Below are 25,814 nucleotides of genomic sequence, written 5' to 3'. Positions count from 1 at the left end.
TCCAGATGAGCTTTCTATCTTTCAAAGACGTCTCAAAGGGCTATGGCGATATGCCGGTTCTGAAAGACATCAACCTGGATGTTGAGGAAGGCGAGTTCGTCGTCATCCTCGGCTTCTCCGGCACCGGCAAGACCACTTTGGTCAATCTGATGGCCGGTCTTGAGATGCCGACATCCGGCTCTGTCACCTTCAAAGGTGAACCAATTACGGAACCGGGGCGTGAGCGCGGCGTCATCTTTCAAAGCTATTCGCTCATGCCTTGGTTGACGGTGAATGGGAACGTTGCGCTAGCGGTTGACACAATGTTTCCGGAACTTTCGAAGCAAGAGAGAGCCGCGAAAGTTGATCACTATGTCAAAATGGTTGGTCTCAGCCACGCCACAACGCGGCGTCCAGCTGAACTATCGGGGGGTATGCGGCAACGCGTGAACGTAGCTCGCGCTTTGGCGATGGACCCAGAGATGTTGCTGTTGGACGAGCCACTTTCTGCGCTCGACGCCCTCACCCGCGCCAACCTCGCAGATGAGATCGAAGCTATTTGGCACAAGGATAAGAAAACCTGCGTACTGATCACAAATGACGTGGATGAGGCCATCATCCTCGCGGACCGCATAATTGCGTTGAACCCCGACGGAACACTTGGTGACGAATTCAAAGTCAGCATTCCAAGACCTCGCGATCGGATGGAAATGAACAACAACGAGACGTTCAAGACTTTGCGCCGCGATGTCACCAAGTACCTGATGGATGTGGGTATTGAAGCCAAGGTTGAAGGATCGCGTATTCTGCCTGACGTAACTCCGATCCACGGAGTACCAGCGGCGGTCGCCAAGGCTCAGGAAGGGTTGATCGAAAATCGCTTCTTGGACTTCTCTCAGCTGGATAAAGTTTATCCAACACCCAACGGACCGTTGACGGTCGTTGAGGATTTCGACCTGAAGATCGACAAGGGGGAATTCATATCCCTCATTGGTCACTCCGGCTGTGGCAAGTCTACAGTTTTGACGATGGCCGCAGGTCTCAATGAAATCTCCAAAGGCGCCATCCGATTGGACGGGCGCCACGTGGAAGGCGCGGATCCCGAACGCGCCGTGGTGTTCCAATCTCCTAACCTCTTCCCATGGCTTACTGCCAAAGAGAACGTCGCAATTGGCGTCGACAAGGTTTACCCAAAGGCCTCTCAGACTGAGCGTCAGGATGTGGTTGAATACTACCTTGAACGCGTGGGGCTGGCAGACAGCATGGACAAAGGTGCAGCTGACTTGTCGAACGGCATGAAACAGCGTGTGGGTATCGCTCGTGCCTTTGCCCTTTCTCCAAAACTCCTCCTCCTCGATGAACCCTTCGGCATGCTCGATAGCCTAACCCGTTGGGAACTTCAGGAAGTGCTCATGGAAGTCTGGTCCCGCACCAAAGTCACCGCAATCTGCGTGACCCACGATGTAGATGAGGCGATCCTTCTGGCAGACCGCGTGGTCATGATGACCAATGGCCCTCAGGCAACTATCGGCAAGATCGTTGATGTCGACCTGCCGCGTCCAAGGACTCGCAAGGCGTTGTTGGAACACCCCGACTATTACGCTTATCGCCAAGATGTTCTGGATTTCCTCGAAGAATACGAACACGGCGCAAAGCCCAAACCCAAGAAACTTGCAGCGATTGCGGCGGAGTAACCAATGACCAAGAAGCTTATCGTTATCGGTGCGGGCATGGCCTCCGGTCGGGCGCTTGAGCACCTTTTCGATACGGGCGGCGATTACGACGTCACCCTTTTTAATGCGGAACCGCGCGGGAACTACAATCGCATCATGTTGTCGCCTGTATTGGCAGGTGAACAGACATATGAAGAAATCGTAACCCATGACGACGCTTGGTACGCCGAGCATAATGTCACCTGCCGGTTTGGCGAAAAGATCGCCAACATCGACCGCAACGCAAAGACCGTAACAGCCGACAACGGCGATGTCCTCTCCTACGACAAGTTGCTCTTCGGGACAGGTTCCAACCCTTTCATGATCCCGCTGCCCGGGCACGATTTAAAAGGTGTCATCGCCTATCGTGATCTGGAAGACACCGAACGTATGATGGCGATGGGTCCGGACAACAAAGTCGTTGTCATCGGTGGCGGCCTCTTGGGCCTCGAAGCTGCCGCAGGCATGGCCGCGCGCGGCGTTGACGTCACGGTCGTGCACATCATGGGTCATTTGATGGAGCGACAGCTAGACGAAGCCGCCGGCTACCTATTGCGCAAAGCACTGGTCGACAAAGGCATCACCGTCAAATGCTCCGCCAACTCCAAGGAAATCCTCGGCGAGAACGGCCATGTCAAAGCGCTGATGCTCGACGATGGGACAGAGCTACCTTGTGACCTCCTCGTCATGGCCGTTGGCATTCGCCCGAACGTGGCGCTCGCGCAAGAGGCTGGTTTGGCCGTCGGAAAAGGCATTCATGTTGACGATCAGATGGTGACATCGGACGAAAACATCCTTGCGGTGGGCGAATGCGTCGAACACAACGGCGCGATCTTCGGCCTTGTCGCCCCGCTTTATGACCAAGCAAAGGTCGTCGCGAAAACACTAACGGGTGAAGAAGACACCTTCGTTCAAAAAGAACTCTCTACCAAACTCAAAGTCACAGGATGCGACCTCTTCTCAGCCGGTGATTTCGCAGACGGCGAAGGCCGCGAGGACATCGTATTCCGCGATCCCGCCCGCGGTGTGTATCGCCGACTTGTGATTGAGAACGACGTGGTCATCGGTGCCGTGATGTACGGCGATACCGCTGACAGCAACTGGTTCTTTGGCCTGATCAAAGACAAGACCGACATATCGGAAATGCGCGACACGCTCATTTTCGGTCCGGCCTACCAAGGGGGAGAACCCCCGGACCCTTTAGCGGCTGTTGCAGCCTTACCGCTTGATGCTGAGATCTGCGGCTGCAACGGAATCTGCAAAGGAACGATCGTCGAGGCGATCAATGCAGGCGCCACAGATCTCGGCGCGATCAAAGCAACAACAAAGGCCTCGGCCTCCTGTGGTACATGCACGGGGCTGGTGGAGCAGGTTCTGGCCAGCACCCTCGGCGACGCATTCGTCATGCCAACGGCGCAACCGATGTGTGGCTGCACCGATATGACGCATGAAGACGTGCGCCGCATGATCAAAAGTCAAAAGCTGACATCGATGCAGGCCGTGATGCAGGAATGCGGTTGGAAAACCTCTTGTGGATGCCATGTCTGCCGCCCTGCCCTGAACTTTTATCTGTTGGCCGATTGGCCGCTTGAGTATCAAGACGATCCGCAGAGCCGGTTCATTAACGAACGCAAACACGCCAACATCCAGAAAGACGGTACCTTTAGCGTCGTCCCTCGGATGTGGGGTGGTATCACCACACCGAATGAGTTGCGTGCGATTGCAGATGCAGCCGACAAATACATGGTTCCAACCGTGAAAGTCACCGGCGGCCAGCGCATCGACCTGCTTGGTGTGAAAAGTGAAGATTTGCCCAACATCTGGGCGGATTTGAACGCCGCCGGAATGGTGTCGGGTCACGCCTATTCCAAGGGTCTGCGCACCGTCAAAACCTGTGTTGGAACCGATCATTGCCGCTTTGGTACGCAAGACAGCACCGGCCTCGGCATCAAGCTGGAAAGAGAGCTTTGGGGGTCTTGGACGCCGCACAAACTGAAGCTCGCCGTCTCCGGTTGCCCCCGAAACTGTGCAGAGGCGACTTGCAAGGATATCGGCGTCATTTGTGTCGACAGCGGTTATCAAGTCAGCATCGGCGGCGCGGCTGGTATGGACGTGAAAGAGACTGAGCTTCTCGTTCAGGTTCCAACTGAAGACGAGGCTGTCTTGGTCATCAAAGCGGTTACACAGCTGTATCGCGAGAACGCCAAGTACCTCGACCGGATCTACAAATGGATGGGCAAGGTTGGGCTTGATTGGATCAAAGAGCGGATCGTGGATGACATCGACGAGCGCGCCGCTCTAGTCGACCGTTTTGAGCTGAGCCAAGCGATCTATCGCAAAGACCCATGGGCCGAACACGCCAGCACCAAAGCGGACAGCTATCGCCCGCTCGCAAATCTATCTCTGGAGGCCGCGGAATGACCAATTGGGTAGATATTGCCGCTTTGGAAGATGTGCCTCAACGCGGTGCACGCATGGTCAAAACCGCGATGGGCTGCGTTGCTGTGTTCCGCACTGGTGAAGATGAAGTCTATGCCCTCGACAATGCCTGCCCGCATAAAGCAGGCCCCTTGGCTGAAGGCATCGTACATGGAAAATCCGTCACTTGCCCTCTTCATAACTGGGTGATTTCGCTGGAAACAGGTGAAGCCCAGGGCGAGGATGAGGGGCGCGTTGCGACCTACCCTGCCAAAGTAGAAGCTGGCCGTATTTTGCTTGACCGCGCCTTCTTGCTAGCGCGTGTTGCTGCATGACGTTGACAAAAACCACTTGCCCCTATTGCGGCGTAGGATGCGGGGTCCTCGCCGGAGCAGACGGCACGATCAAAGGCGACCCTGATCACCCAGCGAACTTTGGGCGTTTGTGCTCAAAGGGTTCCGCACTTGGCGAGACAATCGATCTCGACGGGCGCCTTTTGCACCCAATCGTCCACGGCCAAAAAGCAAATTGGGACACGGCGCTCGATCTCGTCGCGCAGAAATTCTCCGACGCGATTGCGGAACATGGACCTGACAGTGTTGCCTTCTATGCCTCCGGTCAGCTTTTGACCGAAGATTATTACGTCGCCAACAAGCTGATGAAAGGCTTCATCGGTTCTGCCAACATCGACACGAATTCGCGGCTTTGCATGGCCTCTTCTGTTGCAGGTCACAAACGCGCGTTTGGGACTGATACCGTGCCTGGATGCTATGAAGATCTGGAAGAGGCCGACCTGATCGTTTTGGTTGGTTCGAACCTCGCGTGGTGCCATCCTGTGCTTTACCAGAGGATCGCCGCGGCAAAAGCCGACCGACCACAGATGAAGATCGTCAACATCGATCCGCGCCGAACGGCCACCAGTGAGTTGTGCGACCTACATTTGCAGATCTCACCCGACAGCGACATTGCGTTGTTCAACGGTCTTTTGGCCCATCTGTCTGACCATCGAAAGATCGACGTCAACTATACCGAAGCGCACGTTAACGAATTACCTGAGGCAATCGTCGCAAGCCGTTTGACAAGTCTATCGGCGACAGGATTAACCGACAGTGAACTACGAAACTTCTTCGAATTATGGGCGGATACTGAGAAAGTCGTCACTGTTTACTCGCAAGGAGTAAACCAATCAGACTGCGGCACCGATAAGGTTAACTCTATCTTGAATTGTCACCTCGCCACCGGGCGGATTGGCAAGCCCGGCATGGGGCCGTTTTCTGTCACGGGGCAGCCGAATGCGATGGGCGGTCGAGAGGTTGGCGGTCTTTCAAACATGCTCGTCAATCATTTGGAACTAGGGAACCCCGATCACCGCGCTGCAGTACAAGAATTCTGGCAGAGTCCGACGATTTGCACTGCACAGGGCCTTAAGGCTGTCGAACTGTTTGAAGCCTGCGCGAGCGGACAGATCAAAGCGCTCTGGGTGATGTCGACCAATCCTGCTGTATCTCTACCGAATGCGGATGGTGTCGCTGCTGCGATCCGAAATGTACCCTTTGTGGTGACGTCGGATATCATGGGAAAGACCGACACCAACGATCTTGCTCATGTCTGCCTTCCGGCAACTGGGTGGGGCGAAAAGAATGGCACCGTCACCAATTCAGAACGCAGGGTCTCCCGCCAACGGGCTTTCTTACCCACAGCCGGCGAAGCGAAACCAGATTGGGAAATCATCTGCAATGTCGCAAGACGAATGGGCTATGGTTCTGCCTTTGCCTTCAAGTCTCCTGCAGACGTATTTGCCGAATACCTAGCTTTAGACGCAGCTACAACTCATTTCTCGCGCGACTTGGACCTAAGCCAATTTGCTGGTCTCGACTATGAAACGCTCGACCCTGCCCAATGGCCGCGAAATGGTAAACGCTTCTTTGCAGATGGTCAGTTCTATCATCCTGATGGCAAAGCAAAGATGATCCCAGTGGTTCAACCGAAGCTCACCAAACCTAGGTTCGAGCTTAACACCGGCCGGAATCGAGATCAGTGGCACACTATGACGCGAACGGGAAAATCACCGCGTCTTGGGTCACATCTTGCCGAACCTTATCTCGAAATTCATCCGCAAGATGCTATGGCCATCAACGCTAGGATCGGTGATTTGATCCGGGTGAAAGGCGAGTACGGCCAATCAATCCTGCGCGCTCTTATCACACCCCGCATCGCGCCCGGTCAGCTTTTTGCACCCATGCATTGGACCCGGCAACAGGTTGGCGCAGGCACCGTTAACAGCCTCACTGAACCAACGACCGATCCAATTTCTGGTCAACCCGCGCTCAAATCAGTCAGTGTTGCTGCCGAAGTGTTTAGAGCGAAATGGTACGGCTTCTTGGTGAGTTCTCAAAAGCTAAGCCCATCAACACCATATGCAGCAATCGCTCGAACCAAAACAGGATGGCAAGCCGAAGTTGCAGGACGTCATCGCCCCGAGGATTGGGAAACCGAGGCACGATCCCTGATTGAGAAAACCGACGGTGAAGCTGCTGTTTTTGAAGACAAACAACGGAACCTTGTCCGCATCGCCTTCTCTAATCATGGTAAAATTCAAGCGCTCTTCTTCGCATCTACGAAGCCGGTTCTCTTGTCGCGTACAGAATCTATTTCGGTGATTGGTCGCGAACAGTCGGCGCTTCCCGCATTGGCAGGCCGACCCCCATCGGATCAACCAGATTCCGGCGCAATCGTTTGTAGCTGTTTTAGCGTCGGGCGAAATACGTTGCTGAACGCCTTGGACGCTGGCGCAAGTACGGTCTCTGACCTGGGACACGCCACCAACGCCGGAACCAATTGCGGGTCTTGCAAGCCAGAGCTGGCCGCCCTGATCGCAAAGGCAAAAACGCCTATGGCCGCCGAATGAGCCTCGCACCCTACGTCCAAATCGTCGCGCGCGGAAAAGGGCGCGGTCGATCGATGAGCTTTGCAGAAGCGGTGGACGCAATGGCCATCATTCTAAATGGCGAAGCTGAACCGGAAGCTTTGGGCGCAGTGTTAATGGTCATGCGCCTGCGCGAGGAAACCGCCGAAGAAATTTCTGGCTTTACCGTCGGGCTACGAAACCATGTTAAGAACATCTTACCAAAGGCAGATCTGGATTGGCCCTCCTACGCCGCAGGCCGCACGCGTGGATCACCTCTGTTTATTCTCGCGGCTCGCCTGGTTTCTCAAGCTGGGTATTCAGTTTCAATGCATGGTTGGAACTCGCATCAACAAGCCTCGGCCTCTGTGCGAGGTGCTTTGAAATGGGCAGCGCCAACAGTTCGTTACTCTGCAATCGAAGACCTCTGCCCCGAAGCATTCGCCTTGCTAAAGCTTAGGGATACTTTCGGTCTGAGATCGTGCATCAACACAGTCTTACGCATGTGGAACCCGTCGCGAGCACCGGCTTCGGTACAAGGCGTATTTCATCCGTCCTATCGAGGCCTGCAAGCCGAAGCAGCTCAGATCATCGACGAAAATGATCTGGTTGTGATCAAAGGGGGCGGTGGCGAATTTGAAAGAAACCCCGCCAAGAGGGTCGCGATATACGGCTGGATGGCTGGGCAATTCCTCGATCAATCAGCGCCTGCTTTAACACCCGAAAAGCGAATGTTGCACGACGTAAACCAACCCATTGATCTAGGTGCCGTTTGGCACGGGAAGAACCAAGACCCTCTCGCCGAAGCATCCGTAACAGGCACTGCTGCAATAGCCCTATGGTCGCTTAATGCAGCGAGTACTTTGAGCGACGCACAATCGATGGCAGAGGCCCTCTGGCACCGTCGCCACAACCCCGAAAGTCTGAGCGTATGAAAACTTTCCCCATGTTTCTACAAATGGCTGGCCGCCAAGTTGTCATCGCTGGAGGTGGGGAACAAGCGGCTCAAAAGACCCGTTTGATCCTTAAAACTGAGGCTAAGATTACTCTTCTCGCTCCAGAGCTTGACGCCGAACTGTCTGACTTAGTGCAAAGCGGACGAGTTCAGCATGACGCGGGGCCAATCGCCCCATCGAGCTTTGAAAATACAGCGCTCACTTTCATCGCCACGGGATGCCCTGGCGCAGACATGGCGTTGCACGCGCTGGCCAAAGAAGGCGGAGCAACGGTGAATGTCGTCGATCAGCCAACTCTATGCGACGCCATCACCCCCTCAATTGTCGACCGCGACCCAGTCGTGGTGGCCATTGGAACAGAAGGCACTTCACCGGTTCTTGCGAGGCAGATAAAGACCAGGATTGAGGAGACGCTGGAACCCCGCCTAGGTGAACTTGCGGCTTTGGCAGGACGACTAAGAGCGTCAGCGGCGATGAGGTTATCACCACGGAAGCGACGCGATCTTTGGCGCTGGGTTTTCAATGAAACGCCGCGGCGCCTTTTTGCGTCTGGGGCCGAACGACAAGCCACGAGAATGATCAAGGATGCGATCCAAACGGGCACCTTCGACGCGGGCAATGGTGGTGCCTTGTGCTTTGTTCATTCTGGCCCCGGAGCGAAAGACTTAATGACGCTCAGAGGCGTGCAACGCCTTCAAGAAGCGGACGTCATTTATTACGATCATTCCGTGGACCCGGACATCCTGGAACTAGCAAGACGCGACGCTGAACGTGTCTTTTTTGGGAATCGTTCCGGATGCCAGATTTGGCCACGTGATAAAACGACACAGATACTTGTGTCAGCGGTTCGTCGGGGCGACAAAGTCGTCAGGTTAGTCGGTCAAGCTGCCAACGGTGAAAACGAAACAACTGAAGAGCTGGAATTGCTTAGAACAATGGGCATAGCGACCGACGTTGTTCCCGGTGTCATGCAATCAGTTGACAGACAAAAAATCTCGTCGGAACACGAAAACAACGTGAACGTCGCCTAAAGTGCCATTTTTACTGAAAATGGTGCCCCCACACGGACTCGAACCGCGGACCTACTGATTACAAATCAGTTGCTCTACCAGCTGAGCTATAGGGGCACTAGGGGGGCGTTTAGCCTAGGGATTTCGACCTTGCAACCCCTATCGGTTCGATCTTGCTAAAAGAGTTACGGCAACCAACCCAACACCGACAATGATCAAAGCCGCAGGGGCCGCTTCGGACAAAAGCTCCAGGGAGGCTTTGGCATGAACACGTGTAGCAAGCGTCGGTTCAAAAGAGAGCATGATCGTTGCTGGGAGCTCTTTGACGCAGTCCACAAACACCAGCAAAAACGCAGACCCTATGGTCGCGCGCATCAATGGGGCATGGACAGCTCGGAGGGTGCCGCCAGCAGTTTTTCCAAGCGATCTTGATGCCATTCCAAGGCTCGGAGAAACCCGCCCCAGCGCGGCGTCTGCTGATCCCATCGCGATGGCGAAGAAGCGGACGAAATAGGCAAAGATCAGAACGCCCGCGCTCCCAAGCAAGAGTAAGCCTGGGTCGGTCCCAGTTACTGCGAGGATCGTATCCGCAAGTGCGTTATCAATCGTGGCCAATGGGACCAAAATGCCCAATGCCAACACTGCTCCCGGTGCGGCATAGCCGAGCGCTGTGAAGGGTATCAGTAGTTTGGGCAAGCTGTGGCGAGAGATCCGCGCCCCATAGACCATGAATAGCCCACCCAGAACCGTCAGCGCTGCTGCGGACAGCCCCACGAACAAGGTGCGCTGCAGGGCGTCAAGGAGACCCGGTGCCACCCATTCAGACGCATTTGTCGCATTCGCCAAGAGTACAGCTACCGGAAAGATGAACCCAATCAAGATCGGTACGAAACACAGAACTGTTGCGGTCCAAGCCCGCCCGCCACTCAGTGCTCTAGGCTGAACAGGTCGATGGTGACGCGAGGAAGCTGCGAATTTCAACCGACGGCGGCTTAGCCGCTCCATGGTGACGAGCACGGCGATCAAAACAAGGATGCAGGATGCAATTTGCGCCGCACCGCCCAGATTGCCCCCCTGCTGCCAAGCCGAGAAAATACCTGTGGTGAGCGTTTGGACAGCAAAATAATCAACCGTGCCGAAGTCATTCACCGTTTCCATCATGACAACGGCAGCACCAGCCGCCACCGCCGGTCGTGCCATCGGCAAGCCAACGCGCCAGAACCGCCCAAAGCTCCCAACGCCCAGCGCCTGAGCCACTTCGTAGCTGGCTGCGGATTGTTCCTTTAACGCAGCGCGGGCCAAAATATAGACGTAAGGGTAAAGGGCGGCGCTTAGGACAACGATCGCGCCTCCCATGCTGCGGATATCAGGGAACCAATAGTCTCGAGATGTTTGGAACCCGAAGGTGGACCGTATCCACGTCTGAACGGGCCCCGCGTATTCGAGGAAATCGACCAACGCATAAGCGCCCACGTAAGCCGGCACTGCCAAAGGCATGAGCAAGGCCCACTGAATCCACCTCCGCCCCGGGAACCGATACATTGTGACAAGCCATGCGGCCCCAATCCCGATTGCAGCCGTTAGCAGCGCGACGGAAAACATAAGAACCAGTGTATTGCGCACGTAACGTGGCAAAACTGTATTCAGCAGATGGGGCCAAATGTTTTCGGTTGGCGTCAGAGCAAACCACACAACAGCCGCCACTGGCGCAATTACAAGCAGAGCAATGACCACAGCGCCAACCGACCAGATGTCGATTCCACGTTTTGGCACTTGGGTGAATAGTTGAGTCGTTTGCTCGGGCATAAAAATGCGCATAATCGATGCGTCTTCAACTGTCCATAAAACTCCTTATGCTAAGCTCAAAAGAAACAGGCAGAAGATCGGCATGAAAATCGCACTCCATATCGGCGCAAATTGCACAGACGACGACAAACTTTTAAAGTCGCTGCTGAAGAACGCGGATACTTTCGTGAAGGAAAGGATCAAGGTCCCTGGTCCTAGCAAATACCGCCGAATTCTCCGTGAAACGATCCAAAACCTTGATGGTGCTAAGCCGGAAGAAGCCACACGACTCTACATTCAAGACGTGATCGTTGATGGCGAAGAGCCCCAGCGCCTCATTATGAGCAATTCAAACTTCATCTGCATTCCAAACCGTATGTTTGATGGCGGGACGTTTTACCCACAGACCGAGGACAAATTGCGCGGGGTGGCAGCGCTTTTCCCAGATGCTGACTTTGAGATTTTTATTGGGCTGAGAAACCCTGCTACTTTTCTTCCAGCAGCCTTCAGCAAAAGCAAAGCGGCAACACTAGACGCGTTTCTTAAGGGGTTTCATCCAACACACATTCGGTGGTCGGATATCATTCGGCGGATCAATCATGTGATGCCAAACGCCCGCGTAACAGTCTGGTGCAATGAAGATACGCCGCTCATCTGGGCCGAACTTATTCGTGCTTTTGCTGACCTGCCGGAAACGCATCAAATCACCGGCGGATTTGACCTATTGGCAAAAATCATGGCCCCAGACGGGATGAAGCGGATGTTGGACTACATGCGCAGCCACCCTCCGAAATCGGAGGCGCATAAGCGCAAGATCATTGCCGCATTCCTAGACAAATACGCCCTCGATGAAGAAATCGAAGAGACTGTAGATTTACAGGGTCTCGACGAACAAATGGTCGAGGATTTGACCGAGATTTATGATCAAGACGTCGAGGTTATCAGCCAGATGTCAGGGGTTCGATTTATCGAACCCTGAACGCGCTACATACCAAGCGCAGCTTTATACATATCCAGCACAGCCTCTTCTTCTGCGAGGTCGTTTAGATCGCGTTTCCGAATGGCGATCAGCTTGCGCAGAACTTTGGTGTCGTAGCCACGCCCCTTCGCCTCTGCCATGACCTCCTTTTGGGCGTCCATGATGTCTTTCTTTTCAGCATCAAGCCGTTCGATCCGCTCCACAAATTGACGCAGTTCTTGCGCTGCAACGCTTGTTGTCGCGGAAGGTTCTGAGTTTGTGGATTCGTCTGACATCATGCGCTCCTTATTTGGTCCGCCCTTCCCTATCGATCCGCTCTAAGCCTTGCAAGCGGTGGTTTGACGCGCTAGGCGAAGCGCCGAACAAAGGAGAACGCAATGCAGTACCTGATTTGGATCGGAACGGTCATTTCCGTCATAGGTTTGGCAGGTATCATCATGAGCATTGTCCGTGTCTCCAAAGCTAAGAAAGCGAATCTGTCAGACGAAGACATGCGCGAACGGATCTCAAAAATCCTGCCGCTTAACCTCGGCTCATTGTTCTTGTCCGTTATCGGGTTGATGATGGTGATCTTGGGAATTTCGTTCAGCTAACGTCTGAACAGAAAACCTCATACAGGCGTTCCAGAACTCGCTGTACACGGTTGTCAGCGATCTTGTAGGTCACCACCCGACCACTTTTGCTACAACTGACAAAGCCTTGCTCGCGCAACTTCATCAGTTGCCCAGAAACGTAAGACTGACTGGCGCCAAGCGTCTGTTCCAGTTCGCCGACTGTCATCTCTCCGGGAACAAGCGCGCAGAGAAGGCGGAGCCTTCCGGGATTGGACAAGGCTTTCAGGAATTGCGCCGCCTCTTCCGCAGCCGCATCCATTTGATCAAGGTGCATATCTTTCATGGGGCCAAGCTAGTTCTTTAGCTAATACATTTCAATATTGAAATGTTTTTCTTTCGATACTATCCTTTATGCAAAGGAGAATGCCATGAGCCCTGAGATCAAAGCCTTTTTCGACGAAGCCACCAATACTGTCTCCTACGTGGCTAAGGACCCCGAAGGCGCGTCATGTGCCGTTATTGATTCCGTTTTGGACTATGACCAAGCGGCAGGCCGCACCTCTACAGAGTCTGCAGACCAAATTATTCACTACATCCAAGAGTACGAATTGTCACTGGCTTGGATCCTTGAAAGCCATGTGCACGCAGATCACCTTTCAGCGGCCCCCTACCTGCAAGAAAAACTCGGCGGCAAAATAGGCATTGGGGATCAAATCACGGTCATCCAAGACACCTTCGGAAAAATCTTTAACGAAGGAACCCAATTCCAACGCGACGGCTCCCAGTTTGACGCGCTCTTCTCCGAAGGCGATAGCGTACACGTCGGTCAACTGCGCGTCGACGTGCTGCACACCCCGGGCCATACACCCGCTTGCCTCACCTATGTGATCGGAGACGCCGCTTTCGTTGGTGACACGCTCTTTATGCCTGACTTTGGGACCGCTCGGTGCGACTTCCCAGGAGGGTCCGCAGAAGACCTCTATCAATCGATCCAGAAAATCTTGTCCCTACCCGACGAAACCCGAATTTTTGTCGGCCACGATTACAAAGCCCCGGGACGCGATGAGTTTGCGTGGGAAACTACTGTAGGAGAGCAAAAGGCGCTCAACGTCCACATCGGTGAAGGCCGCCCGATGGAAGATTTTGTGTCCATGCGAACAGAGCGCGACGCGAAGCTCGGAATGCCACGCCTAATTTTACCGTCTTTGCAAACGAACATGCGAGCGGGTCACATGCCGGAACCGGATGAAAGCGGCAAACGCTACTTCAAGGTCCCGATCAACGAACTATAGGATTTCTCATGCCAATTGATTGGATCAACGGGCTCATCGGTGGGGGCCTTATCGGCCTTGCCGCAGCCATCTATCTTCTTGTGAATGGTCGCATCATGGGCGCATCCGGCATCGTCGGCGGTCTTGTCGATGGTTCGGGTCATCATGCTTGGAAAGAGCGCGGGGCCCTGTTGCTCGGCCTATTCTTTGTTCCCGCCATCATCGCCTTGGCGCAAGGCGGGGCGAGCACATTTGCGACGTCGAACCTCGCCATCCTTATCATCGCCGGCCTGCTCGTTGGCCTTGGAACTCGGATCGCCAACGGCTGCACCTCCGGCCACGGTGTTTGCGGGATAAGTCGACTTTCATTGCGCGGCATCGTGGCGACGGTTTTCTAGATCGGCGCAGGTGGCTTAACTGTCGTCCTCTTCAAGCATATCTGGGGGATCATCTGATGCGATCACTTGTTGCATTCCTTGTCGGCGGCTTGTTTGGCGCAGGCCTTTTGATCTCTGGCATGACCGACACGCGCAAGGTTCAGGGCTGGCTCGACATCTTTGGCGATTGGGACCCAACGCTTGCTTTTGTGATGGGTGGCGCGATCATTCCAATGGCCATCGCTTGGCAATTGACCAAGGGCAGAACTGCCCTGATCGGTGGTGCCTTTACAGCGCTGTCTGATCCCCAAGTGGACCGTCGCATCGTGATTGGGTCAGTCCTGTTTGGCGCCGGTTGGGGCCTATCTGGCCCATGCCCAGGCCCTGCCATCGCCTCCCTCAGTTTCGGTGGGCTCTCCGGTTTAGTATTCGCAACGGCGATGATCGGTGGCATGGCGATGGCTCCCACCGCCAATCGCTATCTGGACGGTTCACCGCAGACCGCGTAAGGAGACGACATGGATATTCGAAGACTTTGCGACAGCTACGCCGTATCGCCTCAGATCAATCCTGAGGATGTGACCGCCATCAAAGAAGCAGGATTTGGGACGATCATTTGCAATCGTCCTGACATGGAAATTCCGCCATCTCATCACGCCGAAGTGGTAAAAGCTGCGGCTGAGAATGTCGGTTTGAATTTTGTTAAGATTCCGCTGACTCATCAGACGATGAGTGTGGAACTTGCAAAAGAGCAGCGCGCAATCATCGATGCGAGCGACGAACCTGTCTTCGCCTATTGCGCCTCTGGCACGCGGTGTTCGATTGTCTGGGCGCTTGGTCAGGCCGAGGATACGTCAGCTGATGACATTCTCAATGCGACATCAGCGGCAGGTTATGACCTCGGCGGCATGCGTCCAACTTTGGACTCGCTCAAGAAAAGCTAACTACTGGGCCGCAAGGGCCTGAGGCGCCGGAAGGGTCACGCGGAACGCTGCACCGCCCTGCCCCGGTAGATAGGTGATCCCGCCACCGAGACGGCTCATCACCTCCCGACAAATGGCTAATCCCAAGCCCGCACCGCCGGCGGTGGATTGATCCGAAACGCGTGTAAATTTTTCGAAGATCATGGCCTGCTTTGAGCGGGGGATGCCAGCACCGTTGTCGACGAAATCTACTACATGCCCTCCGCCAATTGCTTGGACCGAAATCCGTAGTTCCGGCTCTTCTACATCACAGTATTTGGCAGCATTTGTGATGAGGTTGATAAATACCTGAGCAAGTCGATCCAAATCTGTGTGCAAGGGAACATCTTCCTCTGCGTTCACCCGAATGATCCTAAGCTCTTTTTTCGAAACACCTGACGCGTCGATGGCGCGTTCAATCAACTCGGACAAACTGCCGCTTTGTTGATGCAATTCGACCTGTCCGTTTTCCAACACTGACAAGTCCAGAAGGTCATCCAAAAGTCGCGTCAATCTGATCGCTTCATTATGAATGATCCCCGCATACTTCGACCGATCTTTCGGGCCGATCTCCGTTTCGCGCAGGATTTCTGAGAAAGATCGGATAGACGTCATCGGGGTTCGCAATTCATGCGAAATCTGGCTCAAAAACGCGTCCTTTTGCTCTGATACTTCCGTCAGTTTCGCATTGGCCTCTCTCAACGCCCGCGCTGTTCTTTCTTGCTCTGCCGACTTGGCTTCCAACTGGTTTGAATATTCCAAAATTTGAGCAGCTTCGTCAGCAACCGCAATCAAATCCTCAACCGAAACGTTAGAGCCTTGCGTCAATTGACCAATCATCGCGTGCGCTGTTGCCGCCCCAACTGAGCCCGACAACTCTCTCTCAAGTCGCTCCACAAAATCAGGCGTGACGTCGGGCAGATACCCTTCTTTGCCTTGATCCATCGCAGCGGCTTGGAAAACGCTTTGCGCTTGAGTGCTCCCAAGAATCCTTTGAGACATGATCAACAGATCTTCGGCGTCGGCCGTTCCTCTGGTCCAAGTCCGTGATTGTGCTGAGTGGGCAAAAACGTCCACGAACTGCGCGCCTTGCAGCCGTTCAAGCGGTAAGGGAAAACTCATGACCGAGCAGAGGAAGAACATCGCTGAATTGAACAGCATCGACCAAAAGATACCGTGAATGAGCGGATCCAAACCTTCGATCCCGAACAAAGCCTGTGGGCGGAGCCATGCTATGCCACACGGACCTTCTAAAAGAACCGCTGCAGACAGCACTGCGTTTTCACCGATGCTCGGCAAGAACAGCGTCCATCCCCAAACGATTAAGCCAGTGACAAGGCCCAATGCGGCTCCGACACGTGTAGCGCCTCTCCAAAAGATACCGCCAAGCATGACAGGCAGAACCTGAACAGCGCCAGAGAAGGACACCAATCCAATGGCCGCGAGCGCAGTACCGCCGCCAGACAGACGGTAATAAAGGTAGCCCAGCGCCAAAATGCCCGCGATAGACAGCCGCCTTGAAATCACTATCACACGGCGAACGTCGCCTGACTGCATGGCGCCTTCGTTGCCGCCAGACGACAGCCAAATCGGGACGACGATGTGGTTCGACACCATCGTCGCAAGGGCAATCGTCGACACAATCACCATCGATGTGGCCGAGGAGAAGCCACCTAAGAAGGAGAAAATCGCCAATCCGTTCTGCCCTTGGCTGAGCGGTAGGGTCAAAACGAACAGGTCAGGGTTTGCGCTTTCTGGCAAAAGGTCCAATCCCACGACGGCAATTGGCAGCACGAACAGACTCATCGCCATCAAGTAGAGCGGAAAAGCCCAGCTTGCGACGTGGAGGTGGCGTTCGTCCGCATTTTCAACCACCAAAACCTGAAACATTCTTGGCAGGCACAAGAAGGCAGCAGCTGACAAGAAAATCAACGTGATCCAGCGCCCGCCATCTTGGTTCCACGTCGAAAGCTCCGACGCCTCGATTTGTGCGAGCATTTCAGACGGGCCACCCGCCAATCCCCAAACGACAAAGATACCTACGGCCAGCAAAGCAACCAATTTGACAACTGCTTCAACGGCCACCGCGATCACAATGCCATGGTGGCGTTCGTTGGCGTCCAAGTTTCGCGTACCAAAGACGATAGTGAAAACCGCGAGACCAATAGCAACCCAAATCGCGGTTGCGTTCAGATCTCCTAGGCTCCAACTGCTGCCATCGCTGTCAGCGAAAACGGCGAATGACAGCGTAACGGACTGAAGTTGCAAGGCGATGTAAGGCGTCGTTGCGATGACAGCCATAATCGTCACGATCATGCCGAGCTGTGTAGACTTACCAAACCTGCTCGAAATCAAATCCGCAATGGAGGTGATACGCTGAGTTTTTCCGATGCGGACCAACCGGCGCAAAATCCACCACCACCCCACCATGACCAAAGTGGGGCCGAGATAAATGGTGACAAACTCGAATCCCGATCGTGCGGCGTAACCAACTGCGCCGTAAAACGTCCATGCGGTACAGTAGATCGAGATCGAAAGCGTGTAGATCATCGGTGAGCGTAGCCAGCCATCTTCGCCTTCGGCTGCGCGTCGCTCCGCCATAAATGCCACAAGAAAGAGCAGCAAGACGTAGGCTAGCGCAACGACAACCAAAAGGTTAAAGGACAGCATCAGGAGCCACCTTCTTTTTCGATCAAATCGCTCCCAGGTTCGATCAATCTAGATACGAGCGCCGTACAAAAGATAACAAAAACCCATACTCCGAAAATGTAAAGGAGAGCCGTCGCGTTGCTGACGGCCTCTTCACCTTGTTGGCGCCACATCAATGGGATTGTCCAAAGAATACCTCCTAAGATCGGAAGCATGCGCGCCACATCTCGAAACCGACGCTGGCGATACCCCTTTCTTTCAAGAAACAGGCTTTGAGTTCGTTTGTCTGTCACGCCTCAAGAACTGCGCGAACATGATCACGCACCTCGCTGTTTGAAAAGGGTTTTGTCATAAAATGATCAGCGCCCAATCGTTCCGCCAAATCGCGATCTTTGGTCTGCCCCCGTGCCGTCAGCATCAACACAGGCAGCCCTGCGGTTATTGGATCGGCACGTAGGTCTCGCAAGATATCAAAACCGCTCCGCCCAGGCAGCATCACATCAAGAATGATCATGTCCGGAGGCGTTGCGCGGACTTTCTCCATCGCCGTCTCGCCATCTTCATGCGTATGGACGGTGAACCCATCGCGCGACAGAATAAAGCTGATCGCTTCGATGATGTTTGGCTCATCCTCGATCAGCAGGACACGTTTGCCCATGTCACCGTTCCTCCCAAAACGTGTGGCGCCTGCCCTCCCGAAAGGCACAGCCCAGACTATTGCGACTTATGTGCGGCCTGTCAAAGCCCCTTCAAGCTGACGTCAAGACAGAGAGTTCCCGCCGCGCTGCGCAATCTGTCGCAGCGCATATCCGGCAGGTCGGGCCGACGGTTAATGGTGGCTTTGCCCCTTCGGACGGGTTTGGGATCGCCAACATGGTTGCTTTGATGATGGGCGGCTCATTCAATACCGATATCGTTTGCTCGGCCAAAGCATAACACATGAACCGTGTTTTTGGTGCGGTCGGCAAAACCACTTCCCGTTCAACCGGACGACCGGGCTGGCCAAGCGCTTCGAAAATCGGCCATTGCGGACACGCATTGCCGGCGCGTGACAAGCCAAACTCAGGCGCTATTTTCTGATACAAAATCGCACCTGAAGCATCACAGACGGTTAGCCCCATTGGCGGGTGACCCGACTCAGGGCCGAGTACAGACAGACGGCGGAACACGGCACTCAGATTGGTTTCGAACACCTCTGCTAACTCGCCCGGATGATAGTCTCGTTTCTTTGCCTCTCTCGCGAACTCAGACATTGGCATGACAGCAGCATCGCTCATCGCCTCGTCCAAATACTGCGTCAGCAGCAACGACGCAGCGCCATCCAATTCGGCCTCACCCACAACATCATCAACAGCCCGGCTGCTCGTTTCCATGCCACGAATGAGTTCATAGTTTCCCTCGACCCACTCTTCGACCAATTGCGCGGGCAAGTTTCCAATCAAGGTCTCTTGAGGCGCTTCAAGATACCCAATGAGGCTCTCGCTGTTTCCAGCCAACCGAACAGCGTCGTCGTGAATGTTCTTGTGAAAGCGGTTCTGCCAGTCAGCGTCCAACTTTTCGTCGCTAGTGAGGATAGAGGCGGTCGATCGGATCGACGTCACCGATGAGATCACAGAATGCAACGACGCCGCCAGCGCCGGATCGTGTGACATCCGATCCGACAACTCTTGAACTTTTGCCTCAAGGTTTGTGATCCGGCGTGTTTGTTCGCAGATCAACTCCGCCCACCCCGGAAATCTGGAAGCTAGGTCTTCCGCGCGATCAATCTCGGCTTTGCTTTTGGCGTGAACCGCCGCCGCCTGCATTTGTTCAAGAACCTCGCGATCGGCACCGTCCATCAGTAGTGCTGCTTCGACATCGAGTGATCGAGCAATGTCACCCAGAAGTCGTCCCGCGATTCTGCGGCGGTTGTGTTCGATTAGGTTCAAATACGAGGCCGAAATTCCGACAGATTGAGCTAGATCAGCCTGCCGCAGCCCCAAATCAATACGGCGTTCGCGTATCCGAGACCCCGTCTTTGCTTCGCTCGCAACCGACATTTCCTTAAACCTTTTCAAACCGTTTCTGCACCTGCGAAGGCAGCAATTTACAGTGCACAATTGCATTCTGTGCATTACTTTACAAAAAAGTCCAGCATTTGCAGGCATCAACTGTGCAAACACACAATCGAAAACCATGATCAGCGCAGTGCTGTAAAGCGCAATTCGTACGCGGGCGGGGAGGCTCGCGTCGAGACAAACCCTAAGGGAGGATATTAATGTCCAATAACAACGTAACACGTCGTGGCGTGCTGAAGTCCGGTACCATCGCTGGTGCGGGCCTTGCAGTTCCCACGATCTTTACTGCGTCAGCCGCGAGAGCTTACACAAACGAGCCTGGCGCTGGTTCCGTAAAAATCGGCTTTAACGTACCGCAAACTGGTCCTTACGCCGAAGAAGGTCTAGACGAACTGCGTGCGCAGGAACTCGCTGTTGAGCACCTCAACGGCATGGGTGACGGCGGTATGCTGAACACCTTCTCTGAAAAGAACCTCGACGGCACAGGTATTCTGGGCCGCAAGGTTGAGTTCGTGACAGGTGACACACAGACGAAATCTGACGTTGCTCGTGCATCCGCCCAGCAAATGATCGAACGCGAAGGCGTGATCATGGTGAACGGTGGCTCATCCTCTGGTGTGGCTGTTGCTGTTCAGGCGCTTTGTCAAGAAGCTGGCATCATCTTTATGGCTGGCCTGACACACTCCAACGACACCACTGGTAAAGACCGCAAAGCAAACGGTTTCCGCCACTTCTTCAACAGCTACATGTCCGGTGCGGCATTGGCGCCTGTGTTGAAGAACGCTTACGGTGATCAGCGTCGCGCATACCACCTGACTGCTGACTACAACTGGGGTTACACAACTCAGGAAGCTGTTCAGACATCCACAGAAGCGATGGGCTGGGAAACAGTTGAGACTGTGCTGACACCTGTTGGCGCTGGTGACTTCAACAGCTACATCACACCTGTTTTGAACTCCGGCGCAGACGTTCTGGTTCTGAACCACTACGGTGGTGACATGGTGAACTCGCTGACACAGGCGATCCAGGCTGGTATCCGTGACCGTGTGGTCGACGGCACTCAGATGGAAATCGTGGTTCCGCTTTACTCTGAATTGATGGCAGCCGGTGCTGGCCAGAACATTCAGGGTATCCTTGGCTCCATGAACTGGAACTGGCAGCTTGAAGATGCTGGTACTGCCGCCTTCACCAAATCCTTCGGTGAAAAGTATGGCCGTCCACCATCAAACGCAGCGCACACATGCTACGTACAGACACTGCTCTATGCGGATGCTGTGACACGCGCAGGCACATTCGATCCATGTGGCGTTGCTGAAGCCCTCGAAGACTTCGAATTCGACGGCATGGGCAACGGTCCAACCACATACCGTGGCGCAGATCACCAGTGCTTTAAAGACGTTCTTGTTGTGAAGGGTAAAGAGAACCCATCCAACCAGTACGACACGCTGGAAATCGTGGAAGTTACACCACGTGCACAGGTCGAATACGCACCTGATCACCCATCCTTCGGTGGCGCAGACGCGACACTCGGTGAGTGTAACTCAGGCGCCTAAGGGCGACTTAAAAAACGATTGGCGTCCCCTTTTTGCGGGGCGCCAATGCCGGACACCGGCAAAACTGACCCATGTCATCTGAGGGAACACGAGCATGGAAGAGATTATTCAACAGGTCGTCAATGGGCTAGATCGCGGTTCTGCATACGCGCTGATCGCCCTTGGTCTGACACTCATTTTTGGCACACTCGGTGTCGTCAACTTCGCCCACGGCGCGCTCTTTATGATTGGCGCTTTTGTCGCCGTTTTGATGAGCGATGTTTTGGGCGATATTCGCGAGATTGGCAGTGCCGATGACTTCTTCAAGCTCGTTCAGGTGGTGGAGGACCCCACCCAAACCGACTTCTTAGGACGACCGCTGGCGGTCGAGACATCCTATTGGGTGATCTGGTTTGGAGAAAGCTTCGGCAACTGGCTGTCTGATTGGGCGGTTCCGATTGCCGTACTTGTCTCAATCCCGATCATGATTTTCATTGGTTGGGCAATGGAACGTGGCCTCATCCGTCACTTCTACCATCGCCCACACGCAGACCAAATCCTTGTGACCTTTGGTTTGGCAATCGTTCTGGGCGACCTCATCCGCGCTATGTACGGCGCAAACCCCATCCAGACACCGATGCCTGATGCCTTGAACGGCCCCGTAGATCTCGGTGTCTACCTCGGATACGAGGCCTCAACGATCACCTATAGCGCATGGCGTATCGTCTACTTCTTCTTCTCTATGTTCATCATTGCAGGCGTGTTCGCGTTCCTTCAGTTCACGACCTTCGGCATGGTGGTTCGGGCTGGCATGGCTGACCGCGAAACAGTTGGGCTTTTGGGCATCGACATCAACCGCTACTTCACGATGATGTTTGGTTTGGCCGCGGCCGTGGCTGGTGTGGCCGGCGTGATGTTCGCACCGATCCAGGCGCCGAGCTACAACCTCGGCATGGAATACCTTGTGCCCTGCTTTGTTGTGGTTGTTGTCGGTGGCATGGGCTCACTTGGCGGCGCCGTGCTTGCGGGCTTCCTGCTGGGTATCGTGCAGAGTTTTGCTTCGCTCCCAACCTGGAAAAACAACCTTGTTGAGTGGCTTGGTCTCGACGACTCGAACCTGATCGCGAACTTGATCATCGGTGTCGACCAAATCGCCATCTACCTCATCGCCATCATTATTTTGCTGACGCGTCCGCGTGGTCTTATGGGCCGCAAAGGCGTGATGGAGGACTGATCCCGTGCTTGGATTGAACAAGAAAGACTTCGGATTACTCTGCCTTGTCACCTTTATGGCCGCGGCAGCACCAATCCTACTTAACCCCTTCCCTGAAACCAGCACGCTGAGCTTCTTGAACGCAGGCTATCCTGCTCTGATGCAGCTCTTTGCGATCTTCGGGATTGTCCTAATCGGCTTTAACATCCTGTTCGGGCTAACAGGCTACCTGTCTTTCGGACACGCCGCCTTTATCGGGATCGGCAGCTACACTGCGATGTGGATGTATAAGCTACTGAACTTCAACGTCATCATCTCCATCCCAATGGCGATGTTTGTCACAGGTATCTTTGCGGTGCTGATCGGTTGGATCTGTCTTCGTAGAACTGGTATCTACTTCTCGATCTTAACGCTTGCGTTCGCTGAAATGGCCTATCGTCTCAGCTATTCTGTGCTGACACCAATCACAGGTGGTGAGACCAATCTCTCCCCTGACCCAATCAACGATCCTATGATCCTGAAAGGTGAAAACGGACTGACTGTCCCTCACCTCTTTGGCTTCGACCTTAATGCGAAATACGTCGCCGAAGTCGGGAATTGGTCTTTTACATTTGAGGCTGGTTACTACCTTTGTGCGCTTGTTCTGGTCCTGAGCTTCTATTTGTCGATCCGCGTCTTCCGGTCACCGTTCGGCATGATGCTTCGCGCGATCAAAGCAAACAACCACCGTATGGGCTACACGGGCTTGAACCCCAAGCCCTATATGCTGGCTGCCTTTGTGATTTCCGGCCTCTACGCGGGATTGGGCGGCGGCCTCTTGGTTGCAATGGATGCTCAGGCAGGTGCGGAACGGATGTTCTGGACCGAGAGCGGTACAATCGTGATCATGTCGATCCTTGGCGGCGCGGGAACCCTATTGGGTCCGATCTTGGGCGCAGGCGCGATCAAATATATGGAGAAGATCTTGTCCTCCATCAGTGAATCGCAGCTGCATTCGTGGCTATCGATCTTGCCCGATGGGTTGGAAGACTTCCTCGTCTATATCCTCGCAAACTTCTTTGTCGGACATGCGTGGCACCTGACACTTGGCCTCGTGTTCATGTTGGTCGTGATCTTCGTACCCGGCGGATTGGTTGAACTTGGTCAGCGTGTCGCGTCGCGGTTCCGCCGTAAAGGGTCAGAGGATGCTCTGGTCAGCAAAGAAACACCTGCGGAATAAGGAGAAAATTCATGGCTATTCTTCAGGTCAAAGGCATCAACAAACGCTTCGGTGGTTTGCAAGCGTTGGGCGACGTAAACCTTAGCGTGGAAGAGAACTCGGTCCATGCAATCATTGGTCCGAATGGTGCGGGTAAGTCGACATTACTCAACGTGCTGGTCGGGAAACTCATCCCTGACAGCGGATCGGTGATGTTTGACGGCCAATCCGTTCTTGGCCGCAAACCGCATGAGATCAATCAACTTGGGATCAGTCGCGTCTTCCAAACACCAGAGATTTTTGGCGACTTGACCGTTTTTGAAAACGTTATGATACCCTGCTTTGCTAAACGCGACGGGGCGTTCAAAATGAACGGTATCGGGGATGTCAAAAAGGAAAAGGACATCTTGGAACAGGCCGAGGCTATTCTGGACGATGTGAGCATGTTGGATAAGCGTCACATGCATTCCGCGAGTCTTTCGCGCGGCGACAAACGCCGCCTCGAAATGGCGATGTGTTTGGTTCAAGAACCGCGACTCCTGCTTCTGGACGAACCAACCGCAGGTATGGCGCGCGCAGATACCAACAACACGATCGATCTGCTCAAAGAGATTCACGAGAAGCGCGATATCACTATGGCGATTATCGAACACGACATGCACGTTGTGTTTTCCCTTGCAGAACGGATCACTGTTTTGGCGCAAGGCACACCGTTGGTGGAAGAGACACCGGAAAACATTAAGGGCCACCCGAAAGTACGCGAAGCCTATCTGGGCGAGGCACAAGTTTAAGGCGCAAATTTCTTGAAAAAGAAATTTGTCAAAACTCTTTAGTAAGAGTTTTGCCGCAGCCGCAAAGGAAAGACAGATGAACGCACCGTTCAATAAGAACCAGAACAATGCCACCACTCACCCCGCCTACCTCAGTGTTTGGGAAATTGAGGCGTATTACGGCGAAAGCTACATTGTTCAAAACATCAGCTTCAATATCCACGAAGGCGAAATTCTTGCGCTTTTGGGTCGTAACGGGGCTGGTAAGACCTCTACTCTGCGCACAATTGCGCGGATGGAAGATCCACAACTGAAGCATGGTGAAATTTGGCTGGATCATCAACCGCTTCACAACATGCGCAGCCACGAAGCCGCAAAAGCGGGTATCGCGCTGGTTCCAGAAGATCGACGCATCATTCCTGGGCTAACAGTTGAAGAGAACATTCAACTCGCGCAAATTACACCTCCCATCGGTTGGTCCCTAGACCGCATCTATGATCTGTTCCCACGCCTCGGTGAACGCCGGAGGCAGGAAGGTGTGACGCTTTCCGGTGGTGAACAGCAAATGCTATCCATAGCGCGCGCACTGGCTCGTGACATCAAAGTTCTGCTTTTGGACGAACCGTACGAAGGTTTGGCACCGGTCATCGTTCAGGAAATTGCGAAAACCCTCAACATCATTCGCGATCAGGGCATCACCACAGTGATCGTAGAACAGAACGCCGTTGCCGCTTTGAAATTGGCAGATCGGGCGGTGATCTTGGACACCGGGACAGTCGTTTATGACGGTTCTGCCAAGGAAGTTCTGGAAGACGAACAGCTCAGAGCGAAGTATCTAGCTATTTAAAGACCTGAAAACGCACCAAGTTCATCCGCGCTTGGTGCTTTTCACACCTTGCCCCTTTTACTATACGTCTGTCGGAGTTACGTTACGTGACAACGTAAAAAGACAATTGGGCAAGGGACCAAGGCGGAACATGGGCAACAAATCCACACGCGACAGTGACGTCAGCTTTATTCAAGCGCTCGCAGAAGTATTGCGCGAAAATGACCTGACAGAAGTTCAGGTTAAGCGTGAATACGGCGAAGCAGACAGTTTGAATGTTCGGGTCAGCCGTCAGCAACAACAAACCGTGGTCCAAGCAGCAGCACCTGCCGCCGTGGCAGCACCAGTAGCAGCGGCGCCTGCCGCCGAAACACCAGCAGCCGCCCCTGCCCCGGCTGCAGGCGCATCTGACGATCCCGCGTCTCACCCAGGTGCTGTGACCTCACCCATGGTTGGCACGGTCTATATGTCGCCAGAACCGGGCGCTGCGGCTTTCATCTCCGCAGGTGCAACAGTTTCAGAAGGCGACACGCTTTTGATCATCGAAGCGATGAAAACCATGAACCACATCCCTGCCCCGCGCTCAGGCACGATCAAGCGGATATTGGTTGAAGACGCCTCGCCCGTCGAATTTGGCGCGCCATTGGTCATCATCGAATAG

The 25,814-nt window shown here is 54.2% G+C and carries 24 protein-coding genes and 1 tRNA gene; 18 read left to right on the top strand and 7 right to left on the bottom strand.

The features are described 5' to 3' along the window. Window positions 1–5: 5 nt before the first annotated feature. Genes BUA85_RS01215 through BUA85_RS01190 form a run of 6 tightly spaced genes read left to right on the top strand, consistent with a single transcriptional unit; the run spans window position 6 to window position 9,001 of the window. Window positions 6–1,673 (top strand): ABC transporter ATP-binding protein, encoded by a 1,668-nt coding sequence (locus BUA85_RS01215; RefSeq protein ID WP_072898664.1) that lies wholly within the window; start codon window positions 6–8, stop codon window positions 1,671–1,673. Window positions 1,674–1,676: 3 nt separating this feature from the next. Continuing rightward, window positions 1,677–4,112 (top strand): nitrite reductase large subunit NirB, encoded by a 2,436-nt coding sequence (gene nirB, locus BUA85_RS01210; RefSeq protein WP_072898661.1) that lies wholly within the window; start codon window positions 1,677–1,679, stop codon window positions 4,110–4,112. Continuing rightward, window positions 4,109–4,444 carry a nitrite reductase small subunit NirD gene (gene nirD / locus BUA85_RS01205; protein WP_072898659.1) on the top strand — a complete coding sequence of 112 codons (336 nt, stop codon included), beginning with the start codon at window positions 4,109–4,111 and terminating at the stop codon, window positions 4,442–4,444. Before nirB ends, nirD begins: the two co-directional genes overlap by 4 nt. Then, window positions 4,441–7,017, top strand: a complete 2,577-nt coding sequence (locus tag BUA85_RS01200; protein WP_072898657.1) for a nitrate reductase — start codon at window positions 4,441–4,443, stop codon at window positions 7,015–7,017. Before nirD ends, BUA85_RS01200 begins: the two co-directional genes overlap by 4 nt. After that, window positions 7,014–7,949, top strand: coding sequence for a glycosyl transferase family protein (locus tag BUA85_RS01195; RefSeq protein ID WP_072898655.1), 936 nt, complete (start codon window positions 7,014–7,016; stop codon window positions 7,947–7,949). Before BUA85_RS01200 ends, BUA85_RS01195 begins: the two co-directional genes overlap by 4 nt. After that, window positions 7,946–9,001, top strand: coding sequence for an NAD(P)-dependent oxidoreductase (locus BUA85_RS01190; protein WP_072898654.1), 1,056 nt, complete (start codon window positions 7,946–7,948; stop codon window positions 8,999–9,001). Before BUA85_RS01195 ends, BUA85_RS01190 begins: the two co-directional genes overlap by 4 nt. Before the next feature lie 20 nt (window positions 9,002–9,021). On the opposite strand, the gene BUA85_RS01185 is transcribed toward BUA85_RS01190, so the two are convergent. After that, window positions 9,022–9,097: transfer RNA gene (locus tag BUA85_RS01185), tRNA-Thr, on the bottom strand. A gap of 42 nt (window positions 9,098–9,139) precedes the next feature. Further along, window positions 9,140–10,786 carry an ABC transporter permease gene (locus BUA85_RS01180; protein WP_110559055.1) on the bottom strand — a complete coding sequence of 549 codons (1,647 nt, stop codon included), beginning with the start codon at window positions 10,784–10,786 and terminating at the stop codon, window positions 9,140–9,142. An 82-nt stretch (window positions 10,787–10,868) separates the two neighbouring features. Between BUA85_RS01180 and BUA85_RS01175 the strand changes: the two genes are divergently transcribed. After that, window positions 10,869–11,744 carry a hypothetical protein gene (locus BUA85_RS01175; protein WP_072898652.1) on the top strand — a complete coding sequence of 292 codons (876 nt, stop codon included), beginning with the start codon at window positions 10,869–10,871 and terminating at the stop codon, window positions 11,742–11,744. 5 nt (window positions 11,745–11,749) lie between these two features. Here the strand turns inward: BUA85_RS01175 and BUA85_RS01170 are convergent, their stop codons facing one another. Then, entirely contained in the window at window positions 11,750–12,019 is a 270-nt protein-coding gene (locus tag BUA85_RS01170; RefSeq protein ID WP_072900344.1) for a DUF2312 domain-containing protein, read from the bottom strand. A gap of 102 nt (window positions 12,020–12,121) precedes the next feature. Between BUA85_RS01170 and BUA85_RS01165 the strand changes: the two genes are divergently transcribed. After that, the gene (locus BUA85_RS01165; RefSeq protein ID WP_072898649.1) at window positions 12,122–12,337 is read left to right on the top strand and encodes a hypothetical protein; all 216 of its coding nucleotides are present in this window, start codon (window positions 12,122–12,124) and stop codon (window positions 12,335–12,337) included. On the opposite strand, the gene BUA85_RS01160 is transcribed toward BUA85_RS01165, so the two are convergent. Continuing rightward, window positions 12,330–12,641: an ArsR/SmtB family transcription factor gene (locus tag BUA85_RS01160; RefSeq protein WP_072898647.1), complete on the bottom strand. Its 312-nt coding sequence runs from the start codon at window positions 12,639–12,641 to the stop codon at window positions 12,330–12,332. The two genes, BUA85_RS01165 and BUA85_RS01160, sit on opposite strands and share 8 nt — an antisense overlap. A gap of 85 nt (window positions 12,642–12,726) precedes the next feature. Between BUA85_RS01160 and BUA85_RS01155 the strand changes: the two genes are divergently transcribed. From BUA85_RS01155 to BUA85_RS01140, 4 genes are read left to right on the top strand one after another with little or no spacing between them, the layout of a single operon-like run. Then, window positions 12,727–13,590 (top strand): MBL fold metallo-hydrolase, encoded by an 864-nt coding sequence (locus BUA85_RS01155; RefSeq protein WP_072898645.1) that lies wholly within the window; start codon window positions 12,727–12,729, stop codon window positions 13,588–13,590. 8 nt (window positions 13,591–13,598) lie between these two features. After that, window positions 13,599–13,967 (top strand): YeeE/YedE family protein, encoded by a 369-nt coding sequence (locus BUA85_RS01150; protein ID WP_072898643.1) that lies wholly within the window; start codon window positions 13,599–13,601, stop codon window positions 13,965–13,967. Window positions 13,968–14,023: 56 nt separating this feature from the next. Further along, on the top strand, window positions 14,024–14,455 hold the full coding sequence (locus tag BUA85_RS01145) for a DUF6691 family protein (protein WP_072898641.1): 432 nt from the start codon (window positions 14,024–14,026) through the stop codon (window positions 14,453–14,455). Between the two features lie 9 nt (window positions 14,456–14,464). Further along, the gene (locus BUA85_RS01140; RefSeq protein ID WP_072898639.1) at window positions 14,465–14,890 is read left to right on the top strand and encodes a protein tyrosine phosphatase family protein; all 426 of its coding nucleotides are present in this window, start codon (window positions 14,465–14,467) and stop codon (window positions 14,888–14,890) included. Here BUA85_RS01140 and BUA85_RS01135 read toward each other — a convergent pair whose 3' ends face one another. The 3 genes from BUA85_RS01135 to BUA85_RS01120 form a co-directional block, all read right to left on the bottom strand. Continuing rightward, window positions 14,891–17,578: an ATP-binding protein gene (locus BUA85_RS01135; RefSeq protein WP_072898637.1), complete on the bottom strand. Its 2,688-nt coding sequence runs from the start codon at window positions 17,576–17,578 to the stop codon at window positions 14,891–14,893. A 268-nt stretch (window positions 17,579–17,846) separates the two neighbouring features. Beyond that, window positions 17,847–18,215: a response regulator transcription factor gene (locus tag BUA85_RS01125; protein WP_072898633.1), complete on the bottom strand. Its 369-nt coding sequence runs from the start codon at window positions 18,213–18,215 to the stop codon at window positions 17,847–17,849. Between the two features lie 91 nt (window positions 18,216–18,306). Further along, window positions 18,307–19,596, bottom strand: a complete 1,290-nt coding sequence (locus BUA85_RS01120) for a short-chain fatty acyl-CoA regulator family protein (protein ID WP_072898631.1) — start codon at window positions 19,594–19,596, stop codon at window positions 18,307–18,309. Between the two features lie 218 nt (window positions 19,597–19,814). On the opposite strand from BUA85_RS01120, the gene BUA85_RS01115 reads away from it, so the two are divergent. The 6 genes from BUA85_RS01115 (at window position 19,815) to accB (ending at window position 25,814) form a co-directional block, all read left to right on the top strand. Further along, on the top strand, window positions 19,815–21,167 hold the full coding sequence (locus BUA85_RS01115; protein ID WP_072898629.1) for a substrate-binding protein: 1,353 nt from the start codon (window positions 19,815–19,817) through the stop codon (window positions 21,165–21,167). Window positions 21,168–21,261: 94 nt separating this feature from the next. After that, on the top strand, window positions 21,262–22,380 hold the full coding sequence (locus BUA85_RS01110; protein WP_072898627.1) for a branched-chain amino acid ABC transporter permease: 1,119 nt from the start codon (window positions 21,262–21,264) through the stop codon (window positions 22,378–22,380). Between the two features lie 4 nt (window positions 22,381–22,384). Further along, window positions 22,385–23,578 (top strand): branched-chain amino acid ABC transporter permease, encoded by a 1,194-nt coding sequence (locus BUA85_RS01105; protein WP_072898625.1) that lies wholly within the window; start codon window positions 22,385–22,387, stop codon window positions 23,576–23,578. Window positions 23,579–23,589: 11 nt separating this feature from the next. Continuing rightward, the gene (locus tag BUA85_RS01100; protein WP_072898622.1) at window positions 23,590–24,348 is read left to right on the top strand and encodes an ABC transporter ATP-binding protein; all 759 of its coding nucleotides are present in this window, start codon (window positions 23,590–23,592) and stop codon (window positions 24,346–24,348) included. A gap of 76 nt (window positions 24,349–24,424) precedes the next feature. Next, window positions 24,425–25,174 carry an ABC transporter ATP-binding protein gene (locus tag BUA85_RS01095; protein WP_072898620.1) on the top strand — a complete coding sequence of 250 codons (750 nt, stop codon included), beginning with the start codon at window positions 24,425–24,427 and terminating at the stop codon, window positions 25,172–25,174. Between the two features lie 130 nt (window positions 25,175–25,304). Further along, a complete protein-coding gene (gene accB / locus BUA85_RS01090) occupies window positions 25,305–25,814 on the top strand; it encodes an acetyl-CoA carboxylase biotin carboxyl carrier protein (RefSeq protein WP_072898618.1) in 510 nt (169 codons plus the stop codon).

Source organism: Cognatiyoonia sediminum (assembly GCF_900129845.1).
Classification (GTDB): Bacteria; Pseudomonadota; Alphaproteobacteria; order Rhodobacterales; family Rhodobacteraceae; genus Cognatiyoonia; species Cognatiyoonia sediminum.
The sequence above is the reverse complement of the archived record's forward strand: the minus strand, read 5'-3'. Positions and strand labels throughout refer to the sequence as shown.

Bases quoted from the DNA above. Each gene is read 5' to 3' on its own strand.
- BUA85_RS01200 (WP_072898657.1), top strand. From the start codon at position 4,441: ATGACGTTGACAAAAACCACTTGCCCCTATTGCGGCGTAGGATGCGGG.
- BUA85_RS01180 (WP_110559055.1), bottom strand. From the start codon at position 10,786: ATGCCCGAGCAAACGACTCAACTATTCACCCAAGTGCCAAAACGTGGA.
- BUA85_RS01125 (WP_072898633.1), bottom strand. From the start codon at position 18,215: ATGGGCAAACGTGTCCTGCTGATCGAGGATGAGCCAAACATCATCGAA.
- BUA85_RS01145 (WP_072898641.1), top strand. From the start codon at position 14,024: ATGCGATCACTTGTTGCATTCCTTGTCGGCGGCTTGTTTGGCGCAGGC.
- BUA85_RS01175 (WP_072898652.1), top strand. From the start codon at position 10,869: ATGAAAATCGCACTCCATATCGGCGCAAATTGCACAGACGACGACAAA.
- BUA85_RS01150 (WP_072898643.1), top strand. From the start codon at position 13,599: ATGCCAATTGATTGGATCAACGGGCTCATCGGTGGGGGCCTTATCGGC.
- BUA85_RS01110 (WP_072898627.1), top strand. From the start codon at position 21,262: ATGGAAGAGATTATTCAACAGGTCGTCAATGGGCTAGATCGCGGTTCT.
- nirD (WP_072898659.1), top strand. From the start codon at position 4,109: ATGACCAATTGGGTAGATATTGCCGCTTTGGAAGATGTGCCTCAACGC.
- nirB (WP_072898661.1), top strand. From the start codon at position 1,677: ATGACCAAGAAGCTTATCGTTATCGGTGCGGGCATGGCCTCCGGTCGG.
- BUA85_RS01135 (WP_072898637.1), bottom strand. From the start codon at position 17,578: ATGCTGTCCTTTAACCTTTTGGTTGTCGTTGCGCTAGCCTACGTCTTG.
- BUA85_RS01195 (WP_072898655.1), top strand. From the start codon at position 7,014: ATGAGCCTCGCACCCTACGTCCAAATCGTCGCGCGCGGAAAAGGGCGC.
- BUA85_RS01140 (WP_072898639.1), top strand. From the start codon at position 14,465: ATGGATATTCGAAGACTTTGCGACAGCTACGCCGTATCGCCTCAGATC.
- BUA85_RS01160 (WP_072898647.1), bottom strand. From the start codon at position 12,641: ATGAAAGATATGCACCTTGATCAAATGGATGCGGCTGCGGAAGAGGCG.
- BUA85_RS01120 (WP_072898631.1), bottom strand. From the start codon at position 19,596: ATGTCGGTTGCGAGCGAAGCAAAGACGGGGTCTCGGATACGCGAACGC.
- BUA85_RS01095 (WP_072898620.1), top strand. From the start codon at position 24,425: ATGAACGCACCGTTCAATAAGAACCAGAACAATGCCACCACTCACCCC.
- BUA85_RS01215 (WP_072898664.1), top strand. From the start codon at position 6: ATGAGCTTTCTATCTTTCAAAGACGTCTCAAAGGGCTATGGCGATATG.
- BUA85_RS01190 (WP_072898654.1), top strand. From the start codon at position 7,946: ATGAAAACTTTCCCCATGTTTCTACAAATGGCTGGCCGCCAAGTTGTC.
- accB (WP_072898618.1), top strand. From the start codon at position 25,305: ATGGGCAACAAATCCACACGCGACAGTGACGTCAGCTTTATTCAAGCG.
- BUA85_RS01115 (WP_072898629.1), top strand. From the start codon at position 19,815: ATGTCCAATAACAACGTAACACGTCGTGGCGTGCTGAAGTCCGGTACC.
- BUA85_RS01100 (WP_072898622.1), top strand. From the start codon at position 23,590: ATGGCTATTCTTCAGGTCAAAGGCATCAACAAACGCTTCGGTGGTTTG.
- BUA85_RS01155 (WP_072898645.1), top strand. From the start codon at position 12,727: ATGAGCCCTGAGATCAAAGCCTTTTTCGACGAAGCCACCAATACTGTC.
- BUA85_RS01165 (WP_072898649.1), top strand. From the start codon at position 12,122: ATGCAGTACCTGATTTGGATCGGAACGGTCATTTCCGTCATAGGTTTG.
- BUA85_RS01170 (WP_072900344.1), bottom strand. From the start codon at position 12,019: ATGTCAGACGAATCCACAAACTCAGAACCTTCCGCGACAACAAGCGTT.